The sequence below is a fragment of the Delftia sp. WSY_12 genome (assembly GCF_043104645.1).
Taxonomy (GTDB): domain Bacteria; phylum Pseudomonadota; class Gammaproteobacteria; order Burkholderiales; family Burkholderiaceae_C; genus Comamonas; species Comamonas tsuruhatensis.
Genome location: NZ_JBICKW010000063.1, coordinates 1 through 24,719, shown reverse-complemented (window position 1 = coordinate 24,719; position 24,719 = coordinate 1). Strand labels below are relative to the sequence as shown.

Here is a 24,719-nt window from a genome sequence, read left to right as displayed (position 1 = left end):
CTCCTGGCAGAAGGGCTTGTGCCTCCTGCATGGCCGCCAGTTTAGGAGAAAGCCTTCAAGCCGGCCGCACCCAGCCTGTTGCCCCATTGCCGCCTGGGTGGTTGCTGCACAACAGCATCCAGGGCGTCAGGCGGCCAGTGCCTCTTCCTGTTCAGCCAGCAGGATGTTGCCCACGGTGGCGCCCAGGCCGGCCACGCGCTTGCGTAGCTTGAGCACGGCCTTGTCCTTGCTGATCAGCAGCGCTTGGTGCTGGCTGGCCAGGTCCAGGAAATGCTGGTCGTCGGGGTCGGTGCAGGCAAAGCGGATGCGCGGCGCATCGGCCACGTATTCGACGGCTCCGTCGAAGGCCGAGAGCACGCCTTCGGCCGTCTTGCCGTAGAAGGCCACGCGCGGCGCGATCTGGCTGTAGTGCAGCACGCGTTCAAGCTCGATGCGCTGGGCCTGGTCGGCGATCCAGCGCATCTGCCCCTGCTCCACCAACTCGCGGATCGGCGGAACATGCGGATCGTCGAAGATCAGCATGTCAAGGACCACATTGGTATCGAGCACCACGGGCCGGGGCAGGGGACCTTCGTAGCCGTCGTTGCACTGCGGCCAGCGCAGCACGATCTTCATGGCGCGGCGCCCTCTGCCGGGCCTTCGGCGGCCTTTCTGGGCTTGACAGCGCCACGGACCATGTCGAAGCGGAACAGCCGGCACTCGATGGGGCCGTTCCACATGGGCGTGCGCCGCGCTTCCTTCAGGCGCATCTTGCCGGGCAGCTTGAGGTCGGGCGTGAGCATCCAGGCGCTCCAGCCGCTGTAGTTCTTCTTCCAGTGGGTGGCCAACTGGCTGAAGAATTCCACGCCGTCCTCGGTCTGGGCCGTCTCGCGGCCCGCGCGCTCGACCACTTCCATGCGCTCGCCGGCACTGCGGCCGGCCGAGCCGGCTGCGGCAATGCGCTCGCCATAGGGCGGGTTCAGCAGCATCAGGCCGGGCTGCTCGCAGGGCGGCATGCGCTGCAGCGCGTCGCCACCGCGCAGTTGCACGGTCTGGCCCACGCCCGCGCGCTCGGCGTTGCGCTGGGCAAAGTCCACCATGCGGTGGGACACGTCGGAGCCATAGATGGCCACGGGGCTGTCGGGCAGGATGGCGGCCTCGGCCTCGTCCAGCATGGCTTCCCACACATGCCTCTGGAAGGGCACCAGCTTCTCGAACGCGAAGCGCCGCAGGATGCCGGCCGGAATGCGGCGTGCAATCTGCGCGGCCTCGATCAGCACCGTGCCGCTGCCGCAGCAGGGGTCGTACAGCGGCTGGGGATCGTCGCCATGCGGGTCCCAGCCCGTGGCGGCGATCATGGCCGCGGCCAGGGTTTCCTTGAGCGGCGCATCGCCCTTGTCCTCGCGCCAGCCGCGCTTGAACAGCGCCTCGCCCGAGGTGTCGATGTAGATCGTGGCCTCGTCGGTCGTCAGGTGCAGGTGCACGCGCACGTCGGGGTGGCGCGTTTCCACGTCGGGGCGCACGCCCTTTCTGTCGCGGAAGCGGTCGGCAATGGCGTCCTTGACGCGCAGCGCCGCGAAGTTGAGGCTGGTCAGCGGGCTGTGCTGGGCCGTGACCTCGATCTTGAAGCTCTCGCGCGGGGAGAACCAGATCTCCCAGGCCACTTCGCTGGCGGCGCGGTACAGGTCGTTCTCGTTGCGGTACAGGGTCTGCGACAGCTGCACCAGCACGCGCTGGGCCAGTCGGCTGTGCAGGTTCAACAGCAGGGCGTCGCGCCACAGGCCGCGCACCATCACGCCGCCACGGCCCACCATGAGGTCGTGGCCGCTCAGGCCGGTGATCGCGTGGACCTCGTCGGCCAGAAAGCCCTCCACGCCAGCGGCGCAGGGCAGAAACAGATGCAGTTGGTTCATAGCTTGGGTTCCGAGCATACGCGCACCGCGATTCCCCGCGCAGGCGCCAGCCGAAACCCGCTTGCCTGCGCGCCGGCACGGGCCTACAGTGAAAGCCTCCGCGAGGAGAGCACCATGAAGCCTCGAACCACGCCCGTCCGCACGGATTTTCTTGGCGCCACGCAGGCCGCGCGTCTGGTGGCGCAGCACGGCGTCACGGCCTGCCTGACCGGCCTGGCCGACGCCATCGAGAAAGATTTCGCGCGCTGGCCCAACTTCGAGAAATCGGCCCGCATCGCCCACCACTCGCCCGGCGGCGTGATCGAACTCATGCCCGTCTCCGACGCAAGCGACTACGCCTTCAAGTACGTCAACGGCCATCCGGGCAACGCCGATCGCGCCCTGCCCACGGTCATGGCCTTCGGCGCCCTGGCCGAAGTGGCCACGGGCCTGCCGGTCTTCCTGTCCGACCTGACGCTGGCCACGGCGCTGCGCACCGCCGCCACCTCGGCGCTGGCCGCGCGCCGGCTGGCACGGCCGGGCTGCCGCAGCATGGCGCTGATCGGCGCAGGATCGCAGTCCGAATTCCAGGCCCTGGCCTTCACCCACCTGCTGGGCGTGGAACGGCTGCGCATCTTCGACATTGATGTCCAGGCCATGCGCAAGTTCGTGGACAACCTGGGCCATGCGGGCATCGCGGCCCAGCGCATCACCTGCTGCGCCAGCAGCGCCGAGGCCCTGGAGGGCGCCGACATCGTGACCACGGTGACGGCCGCCAAGCACCGCGCCTGCGTGATCGCCGATGCCGACGTGCGCCCGGGCACCCACATCAACGCCGTCGGCGGCGATTGCCCCGGCAAGACCGAGCTGCCCCTGGCACTGCTGCGGCGCGCGCGCATCTTCGTGGAATTCACACCCCAGACGCGCGTGGAAGGCGAGCTGCAGCAGTTGCCCGCCGACGCGCCCGTGACCGAGCTGTGGCAGGTCATCAACGGCCAGGCGCCGGGCCGCGGGCATGACACGGAGATCACGCTGTTCGACTCCGTGGGCTTTGCGCTGGAGGACTATTCGGCCCTGCGCTGGTTGCGTGCGCTGGCCCACGACACCGGACTGATGCAGTCGATCGACCTGGTGCCTGCGCTGGCCGACCCCCGCGACCTGTACCGGCTGGTGCGCGAGGCCGGGCAGGCAGAACGCGGCTTTGGCTGACACGGGGACTGCATACCATGGGTCCCATGAGCATGAACACCCATACGACCCCGCAGACCGCACGCGCCCTGAGACTCATAGGCGTGCCCACCGACATCGGCGCCAGCCGCCTGGGCAGCGCCATGGGGCCGGACGCACTGCGCGTGGCCGGCCTGGGCCCGGCGCTGCGCCAGCTGGGCTGCCAGGTGAGCGACATCGGCAATCTGGCAGGCCCGCCCAATCCGCAGACACCGCCCGAGCAGGGGCTGCGCCACCTCGCACCGGCCCGTGCCTGGATGGACGCCGTGCACCAGGCCGTGGGCCAGGCGCTGGACGATGGCGAGCTTCCGCTGATGCTGGGCGGCGACCACAGCCTGGCCATGGGCTCGATCAGTGCCGTGGCCGCCCACTGCCGCCGACGGGGCCGCGCGCTGCGCGTGATCTGGCTCGATGCCCACGCCGACTGCAACACGCCCGATATCTCGCCCAGCGGCAACCTGCACGGCATGCCCGTGGCCAGCCTGTGCGGCCTGGGGCCCGCGGCGCTCACCGCGCTGTCCCAGGGCGGCGATCCGGCGCTGGCAGCCGCCTCGCTGTGCCAGATCGGCCTGCGCAGCGTGGATGACCAGGAAAAGCGCCTGCTGCATTCGCTGGGCGTGGAGGTCTATGACATGCGCGCCATCGACGAGCTGGGCATGCGCGAGGTCATGCGCCGCGCGCTGGAAGACCTGGAAGGCAGCGACACCCACCTGCACCTGAGCTTCGACGTGGACTACCTCGATCCCGACATCGCGCCCGGCACCGGCACCCCCGTGCGCGGCGGCCCCAGCTATCGCGAGGCCCAGCTGTGCATGGAGATGCTGGCCGACACCGGACGCCTGGGCTCGATGGATCTGGTGGAGCTCAATCCCGCGCTGGATGTGCGCAACCAGACGGCAGAACTGGTGGTGGACCTGCTGGAGAGCCTGTTCGGCAAGAGCACGCTGGTGCGGGCCGATCGCTGAGGCCGCTCAGGCTGGCGAGAGCGAAACACGCCAGCCGTCGCCCGTTGCGTCCGTGGTAAAGCGCACGGGCACAAAGCGCACAGGCACAAAGCGCTCGATCACCTCGAAATTGCTGCGCGCATGCGGCGTCAGTTCCGTGCAGGTGTAGCTGGCAGCGCGCCCGCTGCGCCAGACGGCCAGCGCCAGCGGCAGGGCCCATTGGTCGGCCAGGTACGGGCCCAGCGCGGCCCGGCTGCCCTGGTGGCGGCGTACCTCGCGCGCCAGGTCATGCGCCACCTTTTCGGCGCTGACGCTCTTCATGCCGAACTGCGTGAACACTTCGCTCAGGTGCTCATAGGCCAGCGTGGCCAGCAGCGCGTTGCCCGGCCCCTCGTTCTGGCGCACGGCAGCCACCTGCAGCTGCTCGCCAGACCAGCCCAGGGCCTGGCCCAGATGGTCCAGTTCGCGCTGGGCCACCGCACGTGGCAGCGCGGGCGCAAAGCATTCGGCATGGCTGGCCACGGGGGCGCCGCGTTCGGTGATATCGAAAGGCACAAGCCCATTGGCTGCCGGCGTGATCGTCACGTCCATCTCGCCGCCACCGGCCGGATAAAAGCCAAGCCGGCGCAGCCGCAGTTCGCAGCGCGCGCCCAGCCTGTGCAGCAGCGGCGCATAGCTGCGCTCCAGGAAATGGAAGGGCGGCGCGGCCGGGTTGTGGGTGCCGCCGCCCAGGGTCAGGCGGCTTTCGCCATCGGCCAGCATCAGCGCGGGCCACAGCGTCTGCAGCAGCAGGGTGCAACTGCCCGCCGAGGCGATGACGAAGCGGTAATCGCCCGCACGCACCGGCCCCGGTGTGAATTGCAGCGCCTGCGAATTCATCTCGGCGCCCTGCATCTGCGCGCCGCAGATTTCGGCGGCGGCATTGACGCAGGCCAGGTGCTGGCGCATCAGGCCCGGCTTGGCGCGCCCGGCACGGATGCGCTGCATGGCAAAGGGCTGGCCCGTGCACATGGACAGCGCCAGCGCGCTGCGCAGCATCTGGCCTCCGCCCTCCCCGGCGGAGCCGTCGATCTCGATCACTTTCATTTTTCTCTTTCATTCATTGCCGCCAAAGCGCGCCACGGCATCCCGCAGATAGCGGTCCAGCGGCGCCGCATCGGCCTGCTCCCCCGGATCGGGCGCATGGGCCATGGCATGGGCCAGCTCGCGCTCCAGGAAATCATGGACCCGCACCCGGCGCGGCCCCTTGGCGGCCTCGCCCAGGCGCATCTTGAGCTCCAGCAGCTCATTGAGCTCGGCCAGCAGGCCTGCATCCTCCAGCGTGCCCGCCGCCAGCTGCGCAAAGCGCATGGGCGGCGCACCACGCCCCTCGCGTATCCAGCGCGCGGCCAGCAAGGGGCGCAGCACGTAGAAGTACTTCTTGTAGCGCACCACATCACCCTGCAGGTGGGCGCGCAGGTTCTTGCGCGCCATGGCCACGTAGTGGTGGTAGCCGCGCACCGGCGAAAAGCCCTGCTCGGCCAGCAGATGCAGGCGCTCGGCCCAGGGCTGCTCCTGCCGGTAGACCACGGGCGAGCGCAGCCATTCGAGCAGCGTGGGGTTGGAGGCGCGCAGCAGCCCTAGCGCCTTGCGCAGCTCCCAGCCGCTGACATCGAGCTCGCCGCTGAGCGGCTGCTCTATGACATCGCGGCCCGGCGCCACCGTCAGATACCAGGGCAGGCGGTGGACATAGATGAAGCGCACGTCATAGTCGCTGTCGGGCGAGGCAAAGCCCCAGCCGCGGCTGCCCGACTCGCAGGCAAACAGCACCGTGACCTCGTGCCTGCGCTCCACCTCGGCCAGGTTGGCCAGCACCGTGGCGCGCATGGCATCGGAGACCGGATGCGCGCTCAATACCTTCTCTTCCCTCATGCTCTCATCCTGCTTTCTGTTCTGGAGGATGAGAGCCCGGGGCCCTCATCCACTCACCCTTTCACGCACACCACTTGCTTCAGGGTGTGCACCACCTCGACCAGATCCTGCTGCGCGGCCATGACCGCATCGATGTCCTTGTAGGCCATGGGAATCTCGTCCACCACATTCGCATCCTTGCGGCATTCCACGCCCTCGGTGGCCTTGATGTGGTCCTCCACGCTGAACATCTTCTTGGCCTTGGTCCGGCTCATCACGCGGCCTGCACCGTGGCTGCAGCTCTCGAAGCTCTCCGGGTTGCCCAGGCCGCGCACGATATAGCTGCGCGCGCCCATGCTGCCCGGGATGATGCCCAGCTCACCGCGCCGCGCGCTCACCGCGCCCTTGCGGGTGATGAACACGTCCTGGCCGAAATGGCGCTCCTGCTGCACGTAGTTGTGGTGGCAGTTCACCGCCTCCACATGCGACTCGAAGGGCTTGGCGATCACCTTGCGCACCGTGGCGATGAGGTTGGCCATCATCACCTCGCGGTTGCGCATGGCGAACTTCTGCGCCCAGGACACGCCGCGCACATAGTCGCCAAAGTAGCGGGCCCCTTCCTCGAAATAGGCCAGGTCCTTGTCGGGCAGGTTGCGCTGATGCAGTTCTGCATCCTTCTTGGCCAGCTCGATGAAATGGGTGCCGATGGCATTGCCCACGCCGCGCGAGCCCGAGTGCAGCATGAACCACACGAAGCCCGCCTCGTCCAGGCAGATCTCGATGAAGTGGTTGCCGCTGCCCAGCGTTCCCAGGTGCTTGCGGTTGTTGGTGTTGGCCAGGCGCGGATGCAGCTCGCACAGCAGGTCGAACTCATCGGCCAGCGTGGCCCAGACCTGGTCCACCGACACGGGCGGGTTCTCCCAGCTGCCCGGATCACGGCCCCGGTGGCGCGGCACCGAGCCATGCGGCACGGCCTGCTCTATGGCCGAGCGCAGCGGGCCCAGGTTGTCGGGCAGGTCCTCGGCGCGCAGCGTGGTCTTGGCAGCCATCATTCCGCAGCCGATGTCCACGCCCACGGCCGCCGGGATGATGGCCTTGATGGTCGGGATCACCGAGCCCACGGTGGCGCCTATGCCCAGGTGCACATCGGGCATGGCCGCGACATGCTTGAACACCACGGGCAGGCGCGCGGCGTTCTCCAGCTGCTTGCGCGCCTCGTCCTCCACGGGTACGCCCTTGGTCCACATCTTGATGGGGACGCCGTTGTCCACGTTGTGTTGCAGGTAGTTCATTGCGTTGTCCTTCAGTCTTCTTGTCTGTTCGTCTTGTTTAGGTCTTGCTGCCGCGCGGCTCATCCACGCATCAGGCGAGACAGGTCCCGCTTGCGGATGGCGCTGCCCAGGCTTTGATAGTCCCGCAGCGGGAATTCATGCTCCAGCCAGCGCTTTCTGTATTCCTCTACACCCATGCCGCAATAAATACCGTCCAGCACGCGGTACACGCTGCGCACCACGTCCTCGCGGGCCACCTGCCCACGGGCCAGCACTTCATAGTCATCCATGGCGGTGATGCCCCAGCTGGCCCAGTCCGCGTACTGCCGCAGCTCGTATGAAAGGGTGTCGTGGTCACCCTCCATGCTCAGGTGCACTTCGCCGGGCTCGTCCATGAACACGGCGGCAGCCCGGTGCGCGCCCTTGGCCAAAGCCAACGCCATGGCGGCCAGATCACCCAGCGAATCGTGCAGGTAGGACACGGCACACACCAGTTCCTCCTCGGGCGTGCTGAACTTCAACGTCGCCCAGCCCGCCTTGCCCACCTCATAGCTCCATAGTTCTTCGAATGCGGCCATGGCCGTACCTCTCTTTAGTTTCTTCGTTGTCCGTTGTGCCCCGACCAGCCTGCCGGTCAACGCATCTTCACCAGCCCGTTGAGCACCTGATCCAGCCCGCCGAACACGGAGATCTTGTCGATGCGCTCGGCCACGCGTTCCAGCGTCTCCAGCTCCTTCATGCGCAGGGCCACGGGGTTGTCCTCCATGACCTTGGCGGTGTTGAGCAGCGAGCGGGTGGCCGCCGTTTCCTCGCGGCGGCGGATCACGTTGGCCTGGGCCTGTTTTTCGGCCTGCACCACCTGGGTCAGGATGGCCTTCATCTCGCCGGGCAGCACGATGTCCTTCACGCCCACGCTCTCCACCACCATGCCGAAGGGCTGCAGCTTGGCCGCCATGTGCGCGGTCACCACGTCATCGATCACCGTCTTGTTCTCCAGCAGCTCATCGAGCGTGCGGGTGCCCACGGCGGCGCGCAGCGCGAACTGCAGTTCGCGGTACAGGTGCTCGGCGGGCTTTTGCAGCTGGGCAAAGGCGCGCAGAACGTCGGTGTGGCGATAGGTGGCGCTCAGGTTCAGGCGCAGGCTCACCTTGTCGCGGGTCATGATGTCCTGGCCCGAGACCTCGACAGCCTGCAGGCGCAGATCCACCAGCTCCACGGCAATGCTGCGGCCGAACTTCCAGAACGCATGGCTGCCGGCCTGCAGCAGGCGGTCCACCTTTCCGTCGATGGTCAGCAGCGCGCACTGGCCTGCGGGCACCTGCACCTGCAGCACACCGTTGAGGCCGGACACGCTGCGCTGGCGCAGCTGCGTCTGGGTCAGGCGCGCCGCCAGGGTGGCGGGCAGCTCGGCGCCGGCCTGCAGGTCGACCACCTGCACGCTCACATCCACCAGTCCCTTCCAGTACAGACGGCGCGTGCCGGGCGGCAGGATCTCGACCAGCACGCCGTTTTCGCTGCGCAGGCCCGCCTCGGTCTCGGACAGTTCCACGCGCAGGAATTCGGCGGCCACCACGGCGGGCTCCTGCGCCATCAGGTAGTCGGCCAGACCGTGCGTGAAGGCGGGCTGCTCCAGGGCAAAGGTTTCCACGCGCAGCTGGTCGGTGCCGGCAAACAGCCAGTGCCGGCCGCTGTGCAGCACGCGCTCGAAATCGCCATTGCGCAGCAGCAGGGCGCGTTCGTTCTTCTTGACGGTGATGCGTTGGATCTTCAGCATTTCTTCTTCTCCTCGTTCGGCGTCTTCGCCGCAATCAATAGGGGTGCCGTTACAGCAGCGGCGGGGTTCCAGGGGGCACGGCCCGGGCCTTGCAGTGCGCCGTGGCGGCAACCCTGGAAACAGGTTGCAGCGTGGCTGGCTGCGGGCGCGGACCGTGCCGGGACCTGGCACAGCCGCCGCCGCTGACGGGGGGCGGCCTGGGGCTGCATCGCAACCCGGCGGCCACCTCCCGCGTTCGGCGGGTGGTCTTTCGACCGTTTCAATAGCCCGGCCTTGCGGCCGGAAGAGTGGACAGGAATCGAACCTGCGACAGTCCTCTTGCGAGGGTGCTCTACCAGACTGAGCTACCAGTGGCTGGCAAGCCTGGAGTCGAACCAGACGTCCCTTGCGGGACGGTTTCCACAACCTTGCCGTCACCCAGCGCTTGCGGCGTGCGGCATGCGGGAAATCGACAAGCCCCTGGGGGCCCGGACTTCCCGCACCGGCGGGGCGGGCGTTTGCCCCAACCCCGGCCTGTGAGCGGTCACCGCCTGCACTGGATGCCTTGGTTATTGCGAGATGCGTGCCAGCCTGTGGCAAAGAACCCGGAAATTCTTCAATGCCTTGATTTCATTGAGCAAATTTCCAACCGCCTTTTTTTCTTCTTCATCAACATCCCAAAGAAACTAGAATTTCAGCTATTCAACTAGCCAAAACATGGAAAAGAAAAAGGTCGTCATCGGCTTTCTGGGTACGCAGCTGGACTCCGGCAGGGGCGCGGGGCGCTGGGAAAAATGGCGGCCGACCCTCTCCCTCATGCAGCACGAGGATCTGGTGGTGGAGCGGCTGGAGCTGCTCTACACGCCGCCCCATCTGGCCCTGGCGCAGCTGCTGCAGGGCGACATCGCCACGGCATCGCCCGAGACCCAGGTGAACCTCGTGCCCATGGACATTGCCGATCCCTGGGATTTCGGCGAGGTCTATGCGCGGCTGTTCGACTGGACGCAGGCCTATCGCTTCGCCCCCAAGCGCGAGGAGTACTGGACCCACATCACCACGGGCACGCACGTGGCACAGATCTGCCTGTTCCTGCTGGTGGAGTCGCGTCGCATTCCCGGCGTGCTGGCCCAGACCTCGCCGCCCCGGCGCCAGCGCATGGGCGACCCGGGCAGCTATGCGCTGATCGACCTGGACCTGTCGCGCTACGACGTGATCGCCCAGCGCTTCGGCGCCGAGCAGAGCGAGGCCGTGCAATTTCTCAAGAGCGGCATCGCCACGCGCAATGCAGGCTTCAACGCGCTGATCGACGAGATCGAGCGCGTGGCCGTGCGCTCGCGCGCGCCCATCCTGCTCACGGGTCCCACGGGTGCGGGCAAATCGCACCTGGCGCGGCGCATGTACGAGTTGAAGAAGGCCAGGCACCAGGTGCAGGGCGAGTTCGTCGAGGTCAATTGCGCCACGCTGCGCGGCGATGGCGCGGCCTCGGTGCTGTTCGGCCACAAGAAGGGCGCGTTCACGGGCGCTGCGGCCGACCGCGCCGGCCTGCTGCGCAGCGCGCACCAGGGCGTGCTGTTCCTGGACGAAATCGGCGAGCTGGGCCTGGACGAACAGGCCATGCTGCTCAAGGCGGTGGAGGAAAAGCGCTTCTATCCCATGGGCAGCGACCGCGAGGTCAGCAGCGACTTCCAGCTGGTCGCCGGCACGCACCGCGACCTGCGCATCGACGTGGCGCAGGGGCGCTTTCGCGAGGATCTGTTCGCGCGCATCAACCTGTGGTCCTACGCGCTGCCGGGCCTGGCCGGGCGCCCCGAGGACATCGAACCCAACATGGACCACCTGCTCGCGCGCTCGGCCGACGAGACCGGCCAGATGGTGCGCTTCAACGTAGAGGCCCGCGAGCGCTATCTGCGCTTTGCGCGCTCGCCCGAGGCGCTGTGGAGCGGCAACTTCCGCGACCTGTCGGCCAGCATGACGCGCCTGGCCACGCTGGCCGACGGGGGGCGCATCTCCACGGCCCTGGTCGATGCCGAGATACAGCGCCTGAAGTGGCTGTGGCAACGAGGCGATGCCGTGCAACCGGCCGGCGCCAGCCTGCAAAGCCTGCTGTCTGCCGAAGTGCTGGAGCCGCTGGATCTGTTCGACCGCATGCAGCTCGAAGCGGTGCTGCGCGTGTGCCGGGAGTCGCCCTCGCTGTCCGATGCGGGGCGCCGCCTGTTCGACCAGTCACGCACCCAGCGCAGCGTGGTCAACGATGCCGACCGCCTGCGCAAGTACCTGCTGAAATTCGGCCTCAAATGGGATGACGTGGCCGGCCGCGCGCCTGCGGCCTGAGAGCGTGCGCGCCCTGCGCGGCTACAGCGCCTTGCGCAGCGTGGTCGGCGGGATCTTGAGCAGCTCGCGGTACTTGGCCACGGTGCGCCGTGCGCATTCGATGCCCTGCTCCTTGAGCATGTCGGCCAGCTGGTTGTCCGACAGCGGCTTCCTGGGGTCCTCGGCTGCGACGAACTGCTTGATGAGCGCGCGCACGGCCGTGCTCGACGCGTTGCCGCCCGCCTCGGTGCCCAGGCCCGAGCCGAAGAAATACTTGAGTTCGTAGGTGCCCTGCGGCGTGGCCATGTACTTGGCCGTGGTCACGCGGCTGATGGTGGACTCATGCAGGCCCAGCGCATCGGCAATGTCGCGCAGCACCAGCGGGCGCATGGCCAGCTCGCCATGCACGAAGAAGTTCTTCTGGCGCTCCACGATGGTCTGCGACACGCGCAGGATGGTGTCGAAGCGCTGCTGGATGTTCTTGATGAACCAGCGCGCCTCCTGCAGCCGCTGCTGCAGCGCCGCATGGCCTTCGCTGCCCCGGTGGCTGCGCAGCGCGCTGGCATAGATGTCGTGCACGCGCAGCTTGGGCATGACATCGGGGTTGAGTTGCACGCTGAACTCCATGCGTCCCGCACCCATGCGCACCGGGCGCACGATGACATCGGGCACGACGATCTGGCGCTGCACGTCGGCGAAGCGCCGGCCCGGGCGCGGCTCCAGCCGGGCGATCAGGACCATCGCCTCGCGCAGCCGCTCCTCGCGCGCGCCGCACAGGCTGGCGAGCTTGCGCAGGTCACGCCGCGCCAGCAGGTCCATGGGCTGGGCGCAGATGTCCAGCGCGGTGCGCAGCACGGCCTGCCGATCTTCGTCCTCGGCACTGCCGTCGCCTTCGCGCTCGGCATCGGCCAGTTGGTCGCGCAGCTGCAGCGTCAGGCATTCGGCCAGGTCGCGCGCGCCCACGCCCACCGGCTCCAGGCTTTGCAACAGGCGCAGCGCCACGGTGAAGCGGTGCACCAGTTCCTCGCACTCCTCCAGGTTGTCGCCCGCCAGGCCCTGTGCCAGCTCGTCGAGCGGGTCTTCCAGGTAGCCGTCGTCGTTGAGGTTCTCGATCAGAAAGCGCAGCGCGGCACGATCCACCTCGCCCAGGCGCAGGCTCAGGGCCTGGCGGTGCAGATGGTCGGTCAGGCTTTCTGCGCTGCGTGCCAGCTCGGTGGCATCGGTCTCGTCATCGTCACCCTGGCCGCGCGTGCGGCTGGAAGGCGCATCGCTGCCCCAGTCGCGGTCGTCGTTGCCCGAGTTGGTCTGGCCATCGCCTTCCCAGCTCAGGGATTCGGCCGTGCCGGAGGTCTCGACGGCATCGCCGGAGGATGTGTCCGACGGCGCCTCCCATTCCACCGCAGCCGATGGCTGGTCCGCACGGCTTTCCTGGAAGGAGTCCGCGGCGTCGGCGCCGGGCGCCGCAGGCTCCGGGGCGCTGCTTGCCGCTTCGTGGTCGCCGTCGTCGTTCGCCAGCTCCAGGAAGGGGTTGTCGCCCAGCATCTGCTCCACTTCCTGCGCCAGCTCCAGCGTGGACAGCTGCAGCAGCTGTATCGACTGCTGCAGTTGCGGGGTGAGCGAAAGATGCTGGGAGACGCGCAGCGACAGTCCGGGCTTCAAGCGGCAGCTCCTTCGCGCAGGCAATCTCGCAGACGGGCCAGGCAGGGCATGGCGCTACATCCGGAAGTGTTCGCCGAGGTAGACGCGCCGCACTTCGGCGTTGTCCACGATCTCCTCGGGTGTGCCTTGGGCCAGCACATGGCCGTCGCTGATGATGAAGGCATGGTCGCAGATGCCCAGCGTCTCGCGCACGTTGTGGTCGGTGATGAGCACGCCGATGCCGCGCGCCTTGAGAAAGCCGATGATGCGCTGGATCTCGATCACGGCGATGGGGTCGATGCCGGCGAAGGGCTCGTCCAGCAGGATGAAACGCGGCTGCGTGGCCAGGGCACGTGCAATCTCGACGCGGCGGCGTTCGCCACCCGACAGCGCCAGCGCGGGCGATGCGCGCAGATGGTCCACGCGCAGTTCCTGCAGCAGCGCCGTCAGGCGCTCCTCGATGACGCTGCGCGCCAGCGGCCGGCCCTGCTCATCCCTTTGCAGCTCCAGCACGGCGCGCACGTTGTCCTCGACGCTGAGCTTGCGAAAGATCGATGCCTCTTGCGGCAGGTAGGACAGGCCCAGGCGCGAGCGCTGGTGGATGGGCATGTTTCCCACGGCCTGTCCGTCGATGAAGATGTCGCCGCCGTCGCTGCGCACCAGGCCCACGATCATGTAGAACGAGGTGGTCTTGCCCGCGCCGTTGGGGCCCAGCAGGCCCACGACCTCGCCCTTCTTCACGGACAGCGACACGTCCTTGACCACCTTGCGGCTGCCGTAGGACTTGGCCAGATGGCGCGCCTGCAGGCTGCTGCCCTGTTCGGCGCGTGGGGAGGAAGCGTGGGCAGCGGGGGCTGAGGCCTCGGTACTCATCGCTTGGTACCACCAAGGCTGTCCAGGGTGTTGCTGGGCTGCAGGGATGTGCCCGGCGCGCCTGCGGCGGGAGCGCGCGGCTGCGAGCCCGGTGTGCCCTCCTTGGGCGCCAGCACGGCGCGCACGCGCCCGCCCTGGCCGGCGGTGGAGCTGGGCTGGCCGCCGCTGGTCTTTTGCCCATCGACGGTGAACACGTCGGTGAGGTTGTTGTAGACGATGATGGAGCCCGTGATCTCGTCGCTGAGCTGGCCGCCGCGATAGCGCCGCAGTTCGCCGCGGCGAATGAACTTCACGAGATCGGCCTTGCCGTCGTATTCGATGACCTCGCCCTCGCCTTCCACGAATTCCTCGGGCTGGCCGGGAACGGTGTCGCGCTTTTGGCGGAAGAAGGCGCGCTTGCCCGCTTCGGCCGTGACCACGCCGTACTGAAAGCCTTCGGGGTCCTGGCGCACGTCGAGCTGGGCACCGCGCAGCACGATGGTGCCCTTGGTCATCACCACGTTGCCGGTGAAGACGCTGGTCTGCTTGAGTTCGTCATGGCGCAGCGCGTCAGCCTCGATGTTCATGGGCTTGGTGCTGTCGGCCTTTTCGGCCTGGGCCAAACCGGCGAAAGCCGCCAGGGCGGCTGCGAGCAGGAGGGGGGAAAGTCGTTGTTTCATGGAGGGCACGCTTCTTGCATCCATTGTAGGGGGTGTCGCGCGCAACCGTTCCTGGCGTCTTTCAAGCCGGGGGGCAAAGCGCTGACACGAAGGCACAAAAAGAGGTTTCCAAAAGCGACAGGCCCGCTCAATGGCGGGCCTGTCACGGGTGGTCTGGGCCGAGGCCCCTACCTCAGCCCTTGCGGCTGGTGGCGATCAGCTGATCGACCACGCGCAGCACATTGGTCATGTTCCCGGCCTTGGTGCCATCGGTGTAGTAGCGGCCCGCCACGCCCATGGCCGGCACGCCTTCCACGTCATAGTCCTGCTGCAGCTGGGTGGCCTTGCGCACCTGGTTGGAGACCGTGAAGGAGTTGTAGACCTCCTTGAACTTGGCCACGTCCACGCCCTGCTTGCCCACCCAGGCGAAGATCTCGTCGTCCTTGGCCAGGCGGTTGCGTTCCACATGGATGGCGTGGAAGGCGCGCGCATGCATGGTGTCCAGCAGGTTCATGCCTTCAAAGGCGTAGTACAGCTTTTGCTGGGGCACGAAGCTGGCGTTGAATGCCACGGGCACGCGGTGCACGACCACGTCGGCCGGCGCCTGGTTCTTCCAGGCGGCAAAGGTGGGCTCGAATGCATTGCAGTGCGGGCAGCTGTACCAGAAGAACTCGACCACCTCGACCTTGCCGGCGCCGGCGCTGGTGGGTGCGGGCTTGGCCAGCTTGATGTAGTCCTTGCCCTCTTTGGGCGCTGCCGCCTGGGCCTGTGCGGCGGAGGTGCCCAGCGTCAGCGCGCTGGCAGCGGCTGCCGAGGCAGCCAGGGAAAAGTCGCGGCGATTCATCAAAACAAACTCCTCGTTCAATGCTGCAGATTAGGAGGCTGGGGTTTGCCAAAAAGTTCAGCGCTCTTGCTCAACGCTGTTTCAGCGTGCGGCGCGCACCAGCGTGGACTCGACCCCGGCGCCATCGAGCTTTTGCTTGAGTTGCTCGGCATCGTCGCGCTTGGTGAACGGACCCACGCGCACGCGGAAGATGGTGATGCCGTTTTGCTCTCGCTCGCTCACGCGCGCCTCCCATCCCAGCATGGCCAGCTTGGCCCGCTGCGCATCGGCATCGCCCTGGCTGCGGAAGGCGCCGGCCTGCACGAAGTAGTTGAAGGCAGCCTCGGCCTTTTCGGCTTTTTCCGTCTTCTCGGCAGCGGCGGAACGCGCCTTCACCAGATCACCCAGCGGGTCGGCGGAGGTCTTGCCATCGGTCTTGGTGTCGGGCTTGGCGGGCGGCTTGGCCGGGTCCACGGGCGCGGGCGGCGGCGTCACGCCGCCGGCCACGGCGGGCGGGGTGGGCGCTGCTGGCGTGGTGCTGCCGGGGAGGCTGGGCGTGACGGCAGCCGGTGGTGGCGGCGCCGGGTTCTTGCCCTGCAGCGGTGCGTTGGGGTCCCAGTTCTTGTTGCGCTGGGCCTCTGCCGCGTCCTGGTCGGCCGTCTTGCCGCCCTTGGAGAGAAAGGGCACGGGCACCTTGGTCACATAGACGGCGACGGCCAGGGCTGCTGCCAGCCCGACGATCATGCCGATGATGAGACCGATGACGGTGCCCCCACGTTGCTGTGTCTTCATAGATGGCTTGTCGCTCGAAGTTACATGCGTTGCGGGGCCGAGACGCCCAGCACTGCCAGGCCATTGTGCAATACCTGGCGCGTGGCCGAGATCAGCGCCAGGCGGGCGAGCTTGACCTTTTCATCGTCCACCAGGATGCGTTCCGCGTCGTAGTAGCTGTGGTACAGCGAGGCCAGTTCACGCAGGTAGAAGGTCACGTCGTGGGGCGCATTGCCTTCTGCGGCCGAAGTCAGCATGGCCGGGTACTTGGCCAGCTGCAGCATCAGCGCCTGGGCCTGCGGGCCTTCCAGCGCCGACAGGTCCACGTCCTTGAGCGTGTCCGCATCGCCGCCCCAGGCTGCCAGCACCGAGCAGATGCGCGCATGGGCGTACTGCACGTAGTACACGGGGTTGTCATTGTTCTGGGCCACGGCCAGGTCCACGTCGAAGGTGTACTCGGTGTCGGGCTTGCGGGACAGCAGGAAGAAGCGCACCGCATCCTTGCTGGTCCACTCGATCAGGTCGCGCAGCGTGACGTAGGAGCCGGCGCGCTTGCTGATCTTGACTTCCTCGCCGCCGCGCACCACGCGCACCATGGTGTGCAGCACATAGTCGGGATAGCCGGCCGGAATGCCCACGTCGGCGGCCTGCAGGCCGGCGCGCACGCGTGCGATGGTGCCGTGGTGGTCCGTGCCCTGGATGTTGACGACCTTGGAGTAGCCACGCTTGAACTTCTGGATGTGGTAGGCGACATCGGGCACGAAGTACGTGTAGTTGCCGTCCTGCTTGCGCATCACGCGGTCCTTGTCGTCACCGTAGTCGGTGGACTTGAGCCAGAGCGCGCCGTCGAGTTCGTAGGTGTGCCCGCCCGCGATCAGGCGCTGCACCGCGTCCTCGACATGGCCGTTGGTGTAGAGGCTGGATTCGAGGTAGTACTCGTCAAAGTGCAGGTTGAAGGCCTGCAGGTCCTTGTCCTGCTCGTTGCGCAGATAGGCGACGGCGAACTGGCGGATGTTGTCGTAGTCCTCGACATCGCCGTTGGCCGTGAATTCGCGGTCATCGGCCTTGACGGTCTTGCAGGCCTTGAAATCGTCTGCGATGTCCTGGATGTAGGAGCCGTTGTAGAAGGCCTTGCTTTCCGGATTCTCGGGATCGATGGGCCAGCATTCGTCGCCGGGCTTGAAGCCCTTGGCGCGCAGCTGCGTGCTCTTGGTCAGCGTGTCGATCTGCACGCCCGCGTCGTTGTAGTAGAACTCGCGGTGCACGCCCCAGCCCTGGGTGGCATAGAGGTTGCAGATGGCATCGCCCAGCGCGGCCTGGCGGCCATGGCCCACGTGCAGCGGGCCGGTGGGGTTGGCGGAGACGAACTCAACCAGCATCTTGGCGCCACGGTCGGCCTGCCAGCCGAATTTCTCGGCCTGTCCCAGCACTTCGCGGATGATCTGCTGCTTGGCGGCGGGCTTGAGACGGATGTTCAGAAAGCCGGGGCCGGCGATCTCGATGGCATCGACCCAGCGCTGGAAAGCCGGCGTGGCCTCCAGCGCAGCCTTGAGCTGTTCACCGAGCGCGCGCGGATTGAGCTTGAGTGGCTTGGCCAGCTGCATGGCGGCCGTGCAGGCGAAATCGCCATGGGCAGCCACCTTGGGGGATTCGAAAGCGGCACGGGCACCGGCGCCGGGCGACAAAGTTTCAAGCTCGCCGGCCAGAGCCGCGAGCAGTTCCTGTTTGACGGAGAGCATCGGCGGATTCTACGTGGCAGGCCCGCCCCATGCCGCCAGACAGGAAAACCGGGCCTACATGCCCCGCGCCCAGAACACCGCCACCACCGCGATCACAGGCACCACATGCGCCTGCCACATCACCCAGCGGCGCGTGCTGGCCACCTCGGCAGGCTGGGGCAGGCCCTGGCCGGCATCCAGCGCGCGGCGCCAGCGGCGGAAGGCCAGCGTGGGCTTGATCGACAACACGGCGCCGACCACGAACAAAGTCATCTTCAGATGAAACAGTGGCTGCGAGACGTACCAGGACATGCCCTTGACGCCCCACACCAGGCGCGCAATGCCGGTGAGCACCAGGAACACCACCGCCAGCCCGTAGATCATGTCCAGCCGCGCCAGGCGCTGGACCACGGCGGCACTCATCCACTCGCTGCGGCACAGCGCCGCCTGGCTGGACAGGAACACCACGAAGGTGAGGATGGCCAGCAGGTGAAGGCTGGCCAGAATGGCTTCTATCGTCATGGGGAATCCGTATAGAAATTGAGCCTCTTGGGCCATGCTGCATTACGCCAGAAACGGCGACCGCCATTGGGATGCCCGAGACAATCGGTAGACCACTGCGGTCCTCCCGTCGCGCCGGCTCTTGCGTCGTTACTTCGGCAGTTCCGCGCGCAACCAGTCATCCAGCAGCGTCTTCTCGTAGCGCAGGGGATCGTTGGGATACAGGTCGGGGCGCATCATGAAGGTCGCATCGCGCAGTTGGCGGCTGCCCTCGCGCAGCAGCTTTCCGTCGGCATCCAGCAGCTTGAAACGCAGGTCGATGCGCGGCGGGTAGATATCGCGGACGATGCGCACATCGGCGGCCTGGGGTCCGCGCCAGGGCTCGAAACTGCCGGCACGCTGCACATCGGTGAGGTGGACTTCCAGCCGCTGGCCCTGGGGCAGCCTGGGCGCGGCCCGTTCGGCCAGGAACTGGGCCAGTGCGTCCACCCAGGCACGGCGCGCCTTGTCGGTCTCCCCGGGACCGCTGCGCGAGGCGTCGAAGCGCGAAGGGTCGTCAAAGGTGACGCTCACGATGCCCGCAGGCACCGCCCCCTGGCGGGCCCCTGCGGCCCTGCCCTGCTCCGGCCCCTGGACGGCACAGCCCGCCACCATCCCCAGGCAGGCGGCGCCCAGCGCCATGCACATCCAGCGCCGCTTTGCGGGGGGCGCGACCTGCGTTGCGGATATCGCTTTCTTCGCGATCGACACTGCCATGCTCATTCCTCCTTGCTGGGCGGCCTGCTCAGGCCGCGTGGGTTCGACGCCAGAATTCCGGCTGCTCGTAATGGTGCTTGAGATAGTCGATCCACAGCCGCACGCGCAGCGGCATGTGCTTGCGCTGGGGAAAGACCACGAAGATGCCGTTCGGTGGGGCCGCAAATTCCTCCAGCACCGCCACGAGGCGCCCGGCGGCGATCTCGGCCTCCACCTCCCAGGTGCTGCGCCAGGCAATGCCCCAGCCGCCCAGGCACCAGTCGTGCAGCACCTGGCCGTCGGAGCAGTCCAGCGGACCGCCCGGCTTGAAATGCACGACTTCGCTGGTACCGCTGTCCGGGTGCGGAATGCGGAAGGCCCAGCCGCGCGTCTGCGAGGCATCGCTGGACAGCGTCAGGCAGTCATGCTGGGTCAGCTCGCTGGGGTGGCGCGGCGTGCCGCGGCGCTCCAGATATGAGGGCGTGGCCACGCACTGGCGCCGGTTGTCGGCGATGCGCACGCTGACCAGGGCCGAGTCGGGCAGGTCGCCTACCCGCACCGCGCAGTCAAAGCCCTCACCGGCCAGATCGACCACGCGGTCGCTCAGATTCAGGGAAATCGTCACATCGGGGTGCAGGTCCCGAAAACGCGGCACCAGAGGCGCCACATGCCGCCGACCAAAGCCTGCCGGCGCCGTGATGCGCAGATGTCCTGTGGCCTTGACCCCGCCCGCACTGACGCTGGCCTCGGCGTTGGACACATCGGACAAGAGGCGTTGGCAATCCTCGAGAAAAGCGCTGCCCTCGTGCGTGAGCGAGATGCGGCGTGTGGTCCGCACCATGAGCTTGACGCCCAGGTGCTCTTCCAAGGCATCCAGCCGCCGCCCCATGATGGCTGGCGCCACGCCTTCCGCCTTGGCCGCTGCCGTGAGGCTGCCGCGCGTGGCCACCGATACGAATGACTCGAATGCCTTGAGCTTGTCCATGACTGCTGTCCGTTTCTTTTCCGTGTTCTTGTGGGGCATGCGCATGCATGCCTGTCTCCTGGGGTCCGCCTTTTTGCGCAGTAGGCACTGGCTGTCTGCCATTTGCCCTTCGCACCGGGCTACATGCCAATTTCCGATGGTTTTGGCAGGCGCATAACCTTCCCACATTTTTGCGTAAAAGTCACGAGTTTTAAGATTTATGGTCTATTTATGTACGCAAATAAATCTAATAAAGTATTCCTTATAGTCAGGCCCGTAAAGGGTCCAGGCCAGTCTTTCCATCCATCCAACCGGGGTTCCCACCATGACCGATCGCACCCAAGCCCACAGCCTGCAGGTGGCCACAGAGCTGCACCGCTTCATCAATGAACAAGTGCTCCCGGGCACGGGTGTCGCGCCCGAGGCATTCTGGAAAGGCTTCGACGAGATCGTCAACGACCTCGCCCCCCGCAATGCCGCCCTGCTGGCCGAACGCGACCGCCTGCAGGCCGAGCTGGACACCTGGCACAAGGCCCATCCCGGCCCCATCACCGACATGGCCGGCTACCAGCAGTTCCTGACGCAGATCGGCTATCTGGTCGAGCAGCCCAAGGATGCCAAGGCGACCACCACCAACGTGGATGCGGAACTGGCCATCCAGGCCGGCCCCCAGCTGGTCGTGCCCATTCTCAACGCCCGCTATGCGCTCAACGCCGCCAACGCGCGCTGGGGTTCGCTGTATGACGCGCTGTACGGCACGGATGCCATCGGCGAAGACGGCGGCGCGGAAAAGGGCAAGGGCTACAACCCCGTTCGCGGCGCCAAGGTCATCGCCTTCGCACGCGACTTCCTGGACCAGGCCGCCCCGCTGGCCTCGGGCTCGCACAAGGATTCCGCCGGCTACCGCGTGGAAGGCGGCCAGCTGGTCGTCGCGCTCAAGAACGGCGGCACCACGGGCCTGAAGAACACCGCCCAGTTTGTGGGCTACCAGGGTGATGCCGCAGCGCCCTCTTCCGTGCTGCTGCTCAACAACGGCCTGCATATCGACATCCGCATCGACAAGACCACGGCCATCGGCCAGACCGATGCCGCCGGCGTGGCCGACGTGGTGGTCGAAGCCGCCCTGTCCACCATCCTGGACCTGGAAGACTCCGTGGCGGCCGTGGATGCCGAGGACAAGGTGGTGGGCTATGCCAACTGGCTGGGCATCCTCAAGGGCACGCTGACCGAGACCTTCGACAAGGGCGGAAAGAGCATGACGCGCGGCCTGAATGCAGACCGCGAGTACACCGGCGCCGACGGCAAGCCCGTCAGGCTGCATGGCCGTTCGCTGATGTTCGTTCGCAACGTCGGCCACCTGATGACCAACCCGGCCATCCTCTGGGGCAACGGCAAGGAAATCCCCGAAGGCATCCTGGACGCCATGGTCACCACGGCCATCGCCGTCCATGACATCAAGGGTCTGGGCGCCAACGGCATCCGCAACTCGCGCACGGGCAGCGTCTACATCGTCAAGCCCAAGATGCACGGCCCTGCGGAAGCCGCCTTCGCCAGCGAGCTGTTCGGCCGCGTGGAAAAGGTGCTCGGCCTGCCCGAGAACACCGTCAAGCTGGGCATCATGGACGAGGAGCGCCGCACCAGCGTCAACCTCAAGGCCTGCATCGCCGCTGCCGCATCGCGCGTGGCCTTCATCAACACCGGCTTCCTGGACCGCACGGGCGACGAAATGCACACCGCCATGTATGCCGGCCCCATGGTCCGCAAGGCCGACATGAAGGGAAGCGCCTGGCTGGCCGCCTATGAGCGCAGCAACGTGCTCGTGGGCCTGGGCCTGGGCCTGCGCGGCAAGGCGCAGATCGGCAAGGGCATGTGGGCCATGCCCGACCTGATGAAGGCCATGCTGGAGCAAAAGATCGGCCACCCCAAGGCCGGCGCCAATACCGCCTGGGTGCCCTCGCCCACGGCCGCCACGCTGCACGCCCTGCACTACCACCAGGTCAACGTGGCCGAGGTGCAAAAGCAGCTGGAGCAGACCAATGCCGACGCCGAGCGCGCCAACATCCTGGCCGACCTGCTGCAGGTGCCCGTGGTCAAGGAAGACAAGTGGAGCGCCGCCGAAAAGCAGCAGGAGCTGGACAACAACGTCCAGGGCATCCTCGGCTATGTGGTGCGCTGGGTGGACCAGGGCGTGGGCTGCTCCAAGGTGCCCGACATCCACAACGTGGGCCTGATGGAAGACCGCGCCACGCTGCGCATCTCCAGCCAGCACATCGCCAACTGGCTTCAGCACGGCATCGTGACCGAGGCCCAGGTGCGCGAGACCTTCGAGCGCATGGCCGCCGTGGTCGACCAGCAGAACGCGGGCGATGCGCTGTACAAGCCCATGGCCGGCCACTTCGACACCTCGATGGCCTACCAGGCCGCCTGTGACCTGGTCTTCAAGGGCAAGGAGCAACCCAGCGGCTACACCGAGCCCCTGCTGCATGCCTGGCGCCTGAAGGTCAAGGCCGCCGCCTGACGCGGGCGGCGCCCGGCGCTTGAAAAAGCACCCAGGCTTGCCTGAGGTGCTTTTTTCATGGATCTACACTCAGAACCACGATGAGTGCCCCTCCCCCCGATGCCAGCCTGTGTCCGCTGTGCGGCCGCAGCAATCAGTGCGCCATTCTTGCGGGCGTGGATCCGCTGAACTGCTGGTGCATGGACACGCCGGTGGCACCCGATGCATTGGCCCGCATTCCGGAGCCCCTGCGCAACAAGGCCTGCCTGTGCCCCGCCTGCGCACTTGGCACCGACAAGCCTCGACCGCCCGCGTCGGCCGATATGATGTCGCCGACCCAACCCCCTAGAACTTGATCCCTGAGGAGATTGACATGCCCACGTACCACGTCGAAATGATGGAAGGCCGCACCGTCGAACAAAAGCGCAAGCTGGTCGAAGAGATCACGCGCGTCTCGGTAGAAGTCCTCGGCGGCTCGCCCGAATCGGTGGACATCCTGATCACCGACATCAAGCGCGAAAACTGGGCCACGGGCGGCAAGCTCTGGTCCGAACGCAACTGAGGACTTTTCCTCCAACGCATGCAAAAGGCAGCTTCGGCTGCCTTTTGCCATGAAGCTGCAGCTTTACTTGCGCATTTCTCCAAGTGCCTGCAGCGCACTGGCAGCCACGGTCCACGGCACAGGATGGGAGTCTCTGGCCTGCCAGTACCTGGCAACCCCATCCATGGAAACCTGGGTCAAAACCACCTGGGCGGCGCCGGCCGCATAGGCTTGAAAAGCGGCATCGGTCATCCGTGCCTGGTAGCCAGAGAGATCGCCTCTACGGAAAAGCGCCCATGCGCCTTCGACACACTGCAGCTGCAGGCGCAGATGTGCATCGCCAGGCAGCAACGCTTGCATGAACAGATCGCGCGTAGCTTCATACGTCGTGGGAGCAGCACACAGCAGTGCAATGCGTGACTGGGGATCTCTCTGCAAGGCAGCGGCCACCTTGCGGGCCAGCATGCCATCGGCACGCCAGACCTTGCCACTGCGGCAATCCGCCACGGCCGGGCCCAGGGTCGAGCAGCTCAGCAGCACGGCATCGATATCGGCAGGGTCTGCCAGCGCATCAAGCTGCCCCGCCGTTTTCTGCCGAAGCGACGCATTCATGCCGCCGGCAGCCTCCGCCTCCAACAGCAGTTCCTCATGCACCTGATGAACGATTGAGTGGGCCGGCCAGCCCAGTTCGGCAGCAGCCTGCTCGAAGATCACGGCGTTGCTGTGCGCCGTATGCAGACAGAGGATGGGCATGGGTGTGTTCCGTTTTTTTGCCGTTGCCCCGCATTGTGCTTGCAGCTGCCGCGCCAGGCGTTAGGCTATGGCTTGAACTACGCAAACAACGATACCGCCATGTGCCAGCTGCTTGGAATGAACTGCAACACGCCCACCGACGTGCGCTTCAGCTTCTCGGGGTTCACCCAGCGGGCGGGCAATACCGGCGACCATACGGACGGCTGGGGCATCGCCTTCTTCGAGGACAAGGGCCTGCGCCACTTCGTCGGCTACGAGCGCGCCATCGACTCGCCCATCGCCAAGCTGATACGCGAGTACCCGATCAAGAGCCGCAACGTCATCGCCCACATCCGCAAGGCCACGCAGGGCGCGGTAAGCCTGCAGAACTGCCACCCCTTCGTGCGTGAACTGTGGGGTCGCAACTGGGTCTTTGCCCACAACGGGGATCTCAAGGGCTTTGCACCCAAGCTGCATGCCCACTTCCACCCGGTGGGAAACACCGACAGCGAACAGGCCTTCTGCTGGATTCTCCAGGAGCTGTGGAAGTCGCATGCCGGCCTGCCCAGCGTGCAGGAACTCACCCACACGCTGCGCGAGCTGGCCAAGCGCATCTCGCCGCATGGAACCTTCAATTTCCTGCTGTCCAACGGCGAGGCGCTGTGGGCCCATGCCACCACGCACCTGTGCTATATCGAACGACGCCACCCCTTTGCCCAGGCCCATCTGTCGGATGAAGACCTGGCCGTGGACTTTGCCCGGGAAACCACACCCCAGGACCGCGTGGCCATCATCGTCACGGCGCCATTGACCAAGAATGAGACCTGGACCTCAATCCAGTCGGGCGAACTCAAGGTCTTTGTACAGGGCGAATGCCTGCCGCTTTGAACCATTGCGCATTCAGGAATAAAAAGAGAGCGCGTCAGCGCTCTCTTTTTTGGGTTGTCCGTTTTCGGATGTTCCGTTGAGCTGTCCGTTTTGGCTGTTCTGCCTGTTTCCCCGTTTCCTGCAGCCCAATGCAA

At 66.6% G+C, this 24,719-nt stretch carries 24 protein-coding genes; 7 read left to right on the top strand and 17 right to left on the bottom strand.

Features of this window, described 5'->3' with window-relative positions:
• Positions 1-126 precede the first annotated feature (126 nt).
• Together ACF8LI_RS28215 and ACF8LI_RS28210 are read right to left on the bottom strand one after the other, a co-directional pair.
• Positions 127-615, bottom strand: a complete 489-nt coding sequence (locus ACF8LI_RS28215; protein WP_016454612.1) for a putative toxin-antitoxin system toxin component, PIN family — start codon at positions 613-615, stop codon at positions 127-129.
• Positions 612-1,892 (bottom strand): class I SAM-dependent RNA methyltransferase, encoded by a 1,281-nt coding sequence (locus ACF8LI_RS28210; protein ID WP_183020690.1) that lies wholly within the window; start codon positions 1,890-1,892, stop codon positions 612-614. Before ACF8LI_RS28210 ends, ACF8LI_RS28215 begins: the two co-directional genes overlap by 4 nt.
• Positions 1,893-2,006: 114 nt before the next feature.
• Between ACF8LI_RS28210 and ACF8LI_RS28205 the strand changes: the two genes are divergently transcribed.
• Together ACF8LI_RS28205 and rocF are read left to right on the top strand one after the other, a co-directional pair.
• Positions 2,007-3,080, top strand: coding sequence for an ornithine cyclodeaminase (locus ACF8LI_RS28205; protein ID WP_392414674.1), 1,074 nt, complete (start codon positions 2,007-2,009; stop codon positions 3,078-3,080).
• A gap of 17 nt (positions 3,081-3,097) precedes the next feature.
• Positions 3,098-4,063 (top strand): arginase, encoded by a 966-nt coding sequence (rocF, locus tag ACF8LI_RS28200; protein WP_012202613.1) that lies wholly within the window; start codon positions 3,098-3,100, stop codon positions 4,061-4,063.
• Between the two features lie 6 nt (positions 4,064-4,069).
• Here rocF and rtcA read toward each other — a convergent pair whose 3' ends face one another.
• Genes rtcA through ACF8LI_RS28175 form a run of 5 tightly spaced genes read right to left on the bottom strand, consistent with a single transcriptional unit; the run spans position 4,070 to position 8,977 of the window.
• Positions 4,070-5,128: an RNA 3'-terminal phosphate cyclase gene (gene rtcA / locus ACF8LI_RS28195; protein WP_392414673.1), complete on the bottom strand. Its 1,059-nt coding sequence runs from the start codon at positions 5,126-5,128 to the stop codon at positions 4,070-4,072.
• 9 nt (positions 5,129-5,137) lie between these two features.
• Entirely contained in the window at positions 5,138-5,953 is an 816-nt protein-coding gene (locus ACF8LI_RS28190; protein WP_043820034.1) for a nucleotidyltransferase domain-containing protein, read from the bottom strand.
• 53 nt (positions 5,954-6,006) lie between these two features.
• Positions 6,007-7,224, bottom strand: coding sequence for an RtcB family protein (locus ACF8LI_RS28185; RefSeq protein ID WP_392414672.1), 1,218 nt, complete (start codon positions 7,222-7,224; stop codon positions 6,007-6,009).
• A 59-nt stretch (positions 7,225-7,283) separates the two neighbouring features.
• Positions 7,284-7,781, bottom strand: a complete 498-nt coding sequence (locus tag ACF8LI_RS28180) for a hypothetical protein (RefSeq protein ID WP_096914549.1) — start codon at positions 7,779-7,781, stop codon at positions 7,284-7,286.
• A 56-nt stretch (positions 7,782-7,837) separates the two neighbouring features.
• Positions 7,838-8,977: a slipin family protein gene (locus ACF8LI_RS28175; RefSeq protein WP_065347447.1), complete on the bottom strand. Its 1,140-nt coding sequence runs from the start codon at positions 8,975-8,977 to the stop codon at positions 7,838-7,840.
• Positions 8,978-9,673: 696 nt separating this feature from the next.
• Here ACF8LI_RS28175 and rtcR point away from each other — a divergent pair.
• The gene (gene rtcR / locus ACF8LI_RS28170; protein ID WP_392414671.1) at positions 9,674-11,287 is read left to right on the top strand and encodes an RNA repair transcriptional activator RtcR; all 1,614 of its coding nucleotides are present in this window, start codon (positions 9,674-9,676) and stop codon (positions 11,285-11,287) included.
• Between the two features lie 21 nt (positions 11,288-11,308).
• Here the strand turns inward: rtcR and ACF8LI_RS28165 are convergent, their stop codons facing one another.
• The 9 genes from ACF8LI_RS28165 to ACF8LI_RS28125 form a co-directional block, all read right to left on the bottom strand.
• On the bottom strand, positions 11,309-12,925 hold the full coding sequence (locus ACF8LI_RS28165) for an RNA polymerase factor sigma-54 (protein WP_392414670.1): 1,617 nt from the start codon (positions 12,923-12,925) through the stop codon (positions 11,309-11,311).
• A gap of 54 nt (positions 12,926-12,979) precedes the next feature.
• The gene (lptB, locus tag ACF8LI_RS28160) at positions 12,980-13,777 is read right to left on the bottom strand and encodes an LPS export ABC transporter ATP-binding protein (protein ID WP_016450697.1); all 798 of its coding nucleotides are present in this window, start codon (positions 13,775-13,777) and stop codon (positions 12,980-12,982) included.
• Positions 13,774-14,436, bottom strand: coding sequence for a lipopolysaccharide transport periplasmic protein LptA (lptA, locus tag ACF8LI_RS28155; protein WP_016454602.1), 663 nt, complete (start codon positions 14,434-14,436; stop codon positions 13,774-13,776). Before lptA ends, lptB begins: the two co-directional genes overlap by 4 nt.
• A gap of 172 nt (positions 14,437-14,608) precedes the next feature.
• Positions 14,609-15,259, bottom strand: coding sequence for a thiol:disulfide interchange protein DsbA/DsbL (locus ACF8LI_RS28150; RefSeq protein WP_016450695.1), 651 nt, complete (start codon positions 15,257-15,259; stop codon positions 14,609-14,611).
• An 81-nt stretch (positions 15,260-15,340) separates the two neighbouring features.
• A complete protein-coding gene (locus ACF8LI_RS28145) occupies positions 15,341-16,030 on the bottom strand; it encodes an SPOR domain-containing protein (RefSeq protein WP_043790827.1) in 690 nt (229 codons plus the stop codon).
• Between the two features lie 20 nt (positions 16,031-16,050).
• Complete coding sequence (gene argS / locus ACF8LI_RS28140; protein WP_016450693.1) at positions 16,051-17,748, bottom strand: arginine--tRNA ligase; 1,698 nt, start codon at positions 17,746-17,748, stop codon at positions 16,051-16,053.
• A gap of 54 nt (positions 17,749-17,802) precedes the next feature.
• Positions 17,803-18,249 (bottom strand): DUF2214 family protein, encoded by a 447-nt coding sequence (locus ACF8LI_RS28135; RefSeq protein WP_016450692.1) that lies wholly within the window; start codon positions 18,247-18,249, stop codon positions 17,803-17,805.
• Between the two features lie 129 nt (positions 18,250-18,378).
• Positions 18,379-18,984 carry a DUF3016 domain-containing protein gene (locus ACF8LI_RS28130; RefSeq protein WP_392414669.1) on the bottom strand — a complete coding sequence of 202 codons (606 nt, stop codon included), beginning with the start codon at positions 18,982-18,984 and terminating at the stop codon, positions 18,379-18,381.
• Positions 18,985-19,012: 28 nt separating this feature from the next.
• On the bottom strand, positions 19,013-19,948 hold the full coding sequence (locus ACF8LI_RS28125; RefSeq protein WP_026062476.1) for a LysR family transcriptional regulator: 936 nt from the start codon (positions 19,946-19,948) through the stop codon (positions 19,013-19,015).
• 304 nt (positions 19,949-20,252) lie between these two features.
• Between ACF8LI_RS28125 and ACF8LI_RS28120 the strand changes: the two genes are divergently transcribed.
• The 3 genes from ACF8LI_RS28120 (at position 20,253) to ACF8LI_RS28110 (ending at position 22,986) form a co-directional block, all read left to right on the top strand.
• The gene (locus ACF8LI_RS28120) at positions 20,253-22,445 is read left to right on the top strand and encodes a malate synthase G (RefSeq protein ID WP_016450689.1); all 2,193 of its coding nucleotides are present in this window, start codon (positions 20,253-20,255) and stop codon (positions 22,443-22,445) included.
• A gap of 80 nt (positions 22,446-22,525) precedes the next feature.
• The gene (locus ACF8LI_RS28115) at positions 22,526-22,780 is read left to right on the top strand and encodes a cysteine-rich CWC family protein (RefSeq protein WP_013804760.1); all 255 of its coding nucleotides are present in this window, start codon (positions 22,526-22,528) and stop codon (positions 22,778-22,780) included.
• 17 nt (positions 22,781-22,797) lie between these two features.
• Positions 22,798-22,986: a 4-oxalocrotonate tautomerase gene (locus ACF8LI_RS28110; protein WP_046988857.1), complete on the top strand. Its 189-nt coding sequence runs from the start codon at positions 22,798-22,800 to the stop codon at positions 22,984-22,986.
• A gap of 63 nt (positions 22,987-23,049) precedes the next feature.
• Here ACF8LI_RS28110 and ACF8LI_RS28105 read toward each other — a convergent pair whose 3' ends face one another.
• On the bottom strand, positions 23,050-23,718 hold the full coding sequence (locus ACF8LI_RS28105) for a hypothetical protein (protein ID WP_392414668.1): 669 nt from the start codon (positions 23,716-23,718) through the stop codon (positions 23,050-23,052).
• Positions 23,719-23,817: 99 nt separating this feature from the next.
• Between ACF8LI_RS28105 and ACF8LI_RS28100 the strand changes: the two genes are divergently transcribed.
• Entirely contained in the window at positions 23,818-24,585 is a 768-nt protein-coding gene (locus ACF8LI_RS28100; RefSeq protein WP_034400144.1) for a class II glutamine amidotransferase, read from the top strand.
• Positions 24,586-24,719 lie beyond the last annotated feature (134 nt).

Coding starts and splice junctions, on each gene's coding strand:
- rtcA (WP_392414673.1), bottom strand. CDS start 5,128: ATGAAAGTGATCGAGATCGACGGCTCCGCCGGGGAGGGCGGAGGCCAG.
- ACF8LI_RS28110 (WP_046988857.1), top strand. CDS start 22,798: ATGCCCACGTACCACGTCGAAATGATGGAAGGCCGCACCGTCGAACAA.
- ACF8LI_RS28210 (WP_183020690.1), bottom strand. CDS start 1,892: ATGAACCAACTGCATCTGTTTCTGCCCTGCGCCGCTGGCGTGGAGGGC.
- ACF8LI_RS28185 (WP_392414672.1), bottom strand. CDS start 7,224: ATGAACTACCTGCAACACAACGTGGACAACGGCGTCCCCATCAAGATG.
- ACF8LI_RS28205 (WP_392414674.1), top strand. CDS start 2,007: ATGAAGCCTCGAACCACGCCCGTCCGCACGGATTTTCTTGGCGCCACG.
- ACF8LI_RS28120 (WP_016450689.1), top strand. CDS start 20,253: ATGACCGATCGCACCCAAGCCCACAGCCTGCAGGTGGCCACAGAGCTG.
- lptB (WP_016450697.1), bottom strand. CDS start 13,777: ATGAGTACCGAGGCCTCAGCCCCCGCTGCCCACGCTTCCTCCCCACGC.
- ACF8LI_RS28100 (WP_034400144.1), top strand. CDS start 23,818: ATGTGCCAGCTGCTTGGAATGAACTGCAACACGCCCACCGACGTGCGC.
- rtcR (WP_392414671.1), top strand. CDS start 9,674: ATGGAAAAGAAAAAGGTCGTCATCGGCTTTCTGGGTACGCAGCTGGAC.
- ACF8LI_RS28180 (WP_096914549.1), bottom strand. CDS start 7,781: ATGGCCGCATTCGAAGAACTATGGAGCTATGAGGTGGGCAAGGCGGGC.
- ACF8LI_RS28115 (WP_013804760.1), top strand. CDS start 22,526: ATGAGTGCCCCTCCCCCCGATGCCAGCCTGTGTCCGCTGTGCGGCCGC.
- ACF8LI_RS28150 (WP_016450695.1), bottom strand. CDS start 15,259: ATGAATCGCCGCGACTTTTCCCTGGCTGCCTCGGCAGCCGCTGCCAGC.
- ACF8LI_RS28105 (WP_392414668.1), bottom strand. CDS start 23,718: ATGCCCATCCTCTGTCTGCATACGGCGCACAGCAACGCCGTGATCTTC.
- ACF8LI_RS28190 (WP_043820034.1), bottom strand. CDS start 5,953: ATGAGGGAAGAGAAGGTATTGAGCGCGCATCCGGTCTCCGATGCCATG.
- ACF8LI_RS28135 (WP_016450692.1), bottom strand. CDS start 18,249: ATGACGATAGAAGCCATTCTGGCCAGCCTTCACCTGCTGGCCATCCTC.
- ACF8LI_RS28215 (WP_016454612.1), bottom strand. CDS start 615: ATGAAGATCGTGCTGCGCTGGCCGCAGTGCAACGACGGCTACGAAGGT.
- ACF8LI_RS28125 (WP_026062476.1), bottom strand. CDS start 19,948: ATGGACAAGCTCAAGGCATTCGAGTCATTCGTATCGGTGGCCACGCGC.
- argS (WP_016450693.1), bottom strand. CDS start 17,748: ATGCTCTCCGTCAAACAGGAACTGCTCGCGGCTCTGGCCGGCGAGCTT.
- ACF8LI_RS28145 (WP_043790827.1), bottom strand. CDS start 16,030: ATGAAGACACAGCAACGTGGGGGCACCGTCATCGGTCTCATCATCGGC.
- ACF8LI_RS28175 (WP_065347447.1), bottom strand. CDS start 8,977: ATGCTGAAGATCCAACGCATCACCGTCAAGAAGAACGAACGCGCCCTG.
- rocF (WP_012202613.1), top strand. CDS start 3,098: ATGGGTCCCATGAGCATGAACACCCATACGACCCCGCAGACCGCACGC.
- lptA (WP_016454602.1), bottom strand. CDS start 14,436: ATGAAACAACGACTTTCCCCCCTCCTGCTCGCAGCCGCCCTGGCGGCT.
- ACF8LI_RS28130 (WP_392414669.1), bottom strand. CDS start 18,984: ATGGCAGTGTCGATCGCGAAGAAAGCGATATCCGCAACGCAGGTCGCG.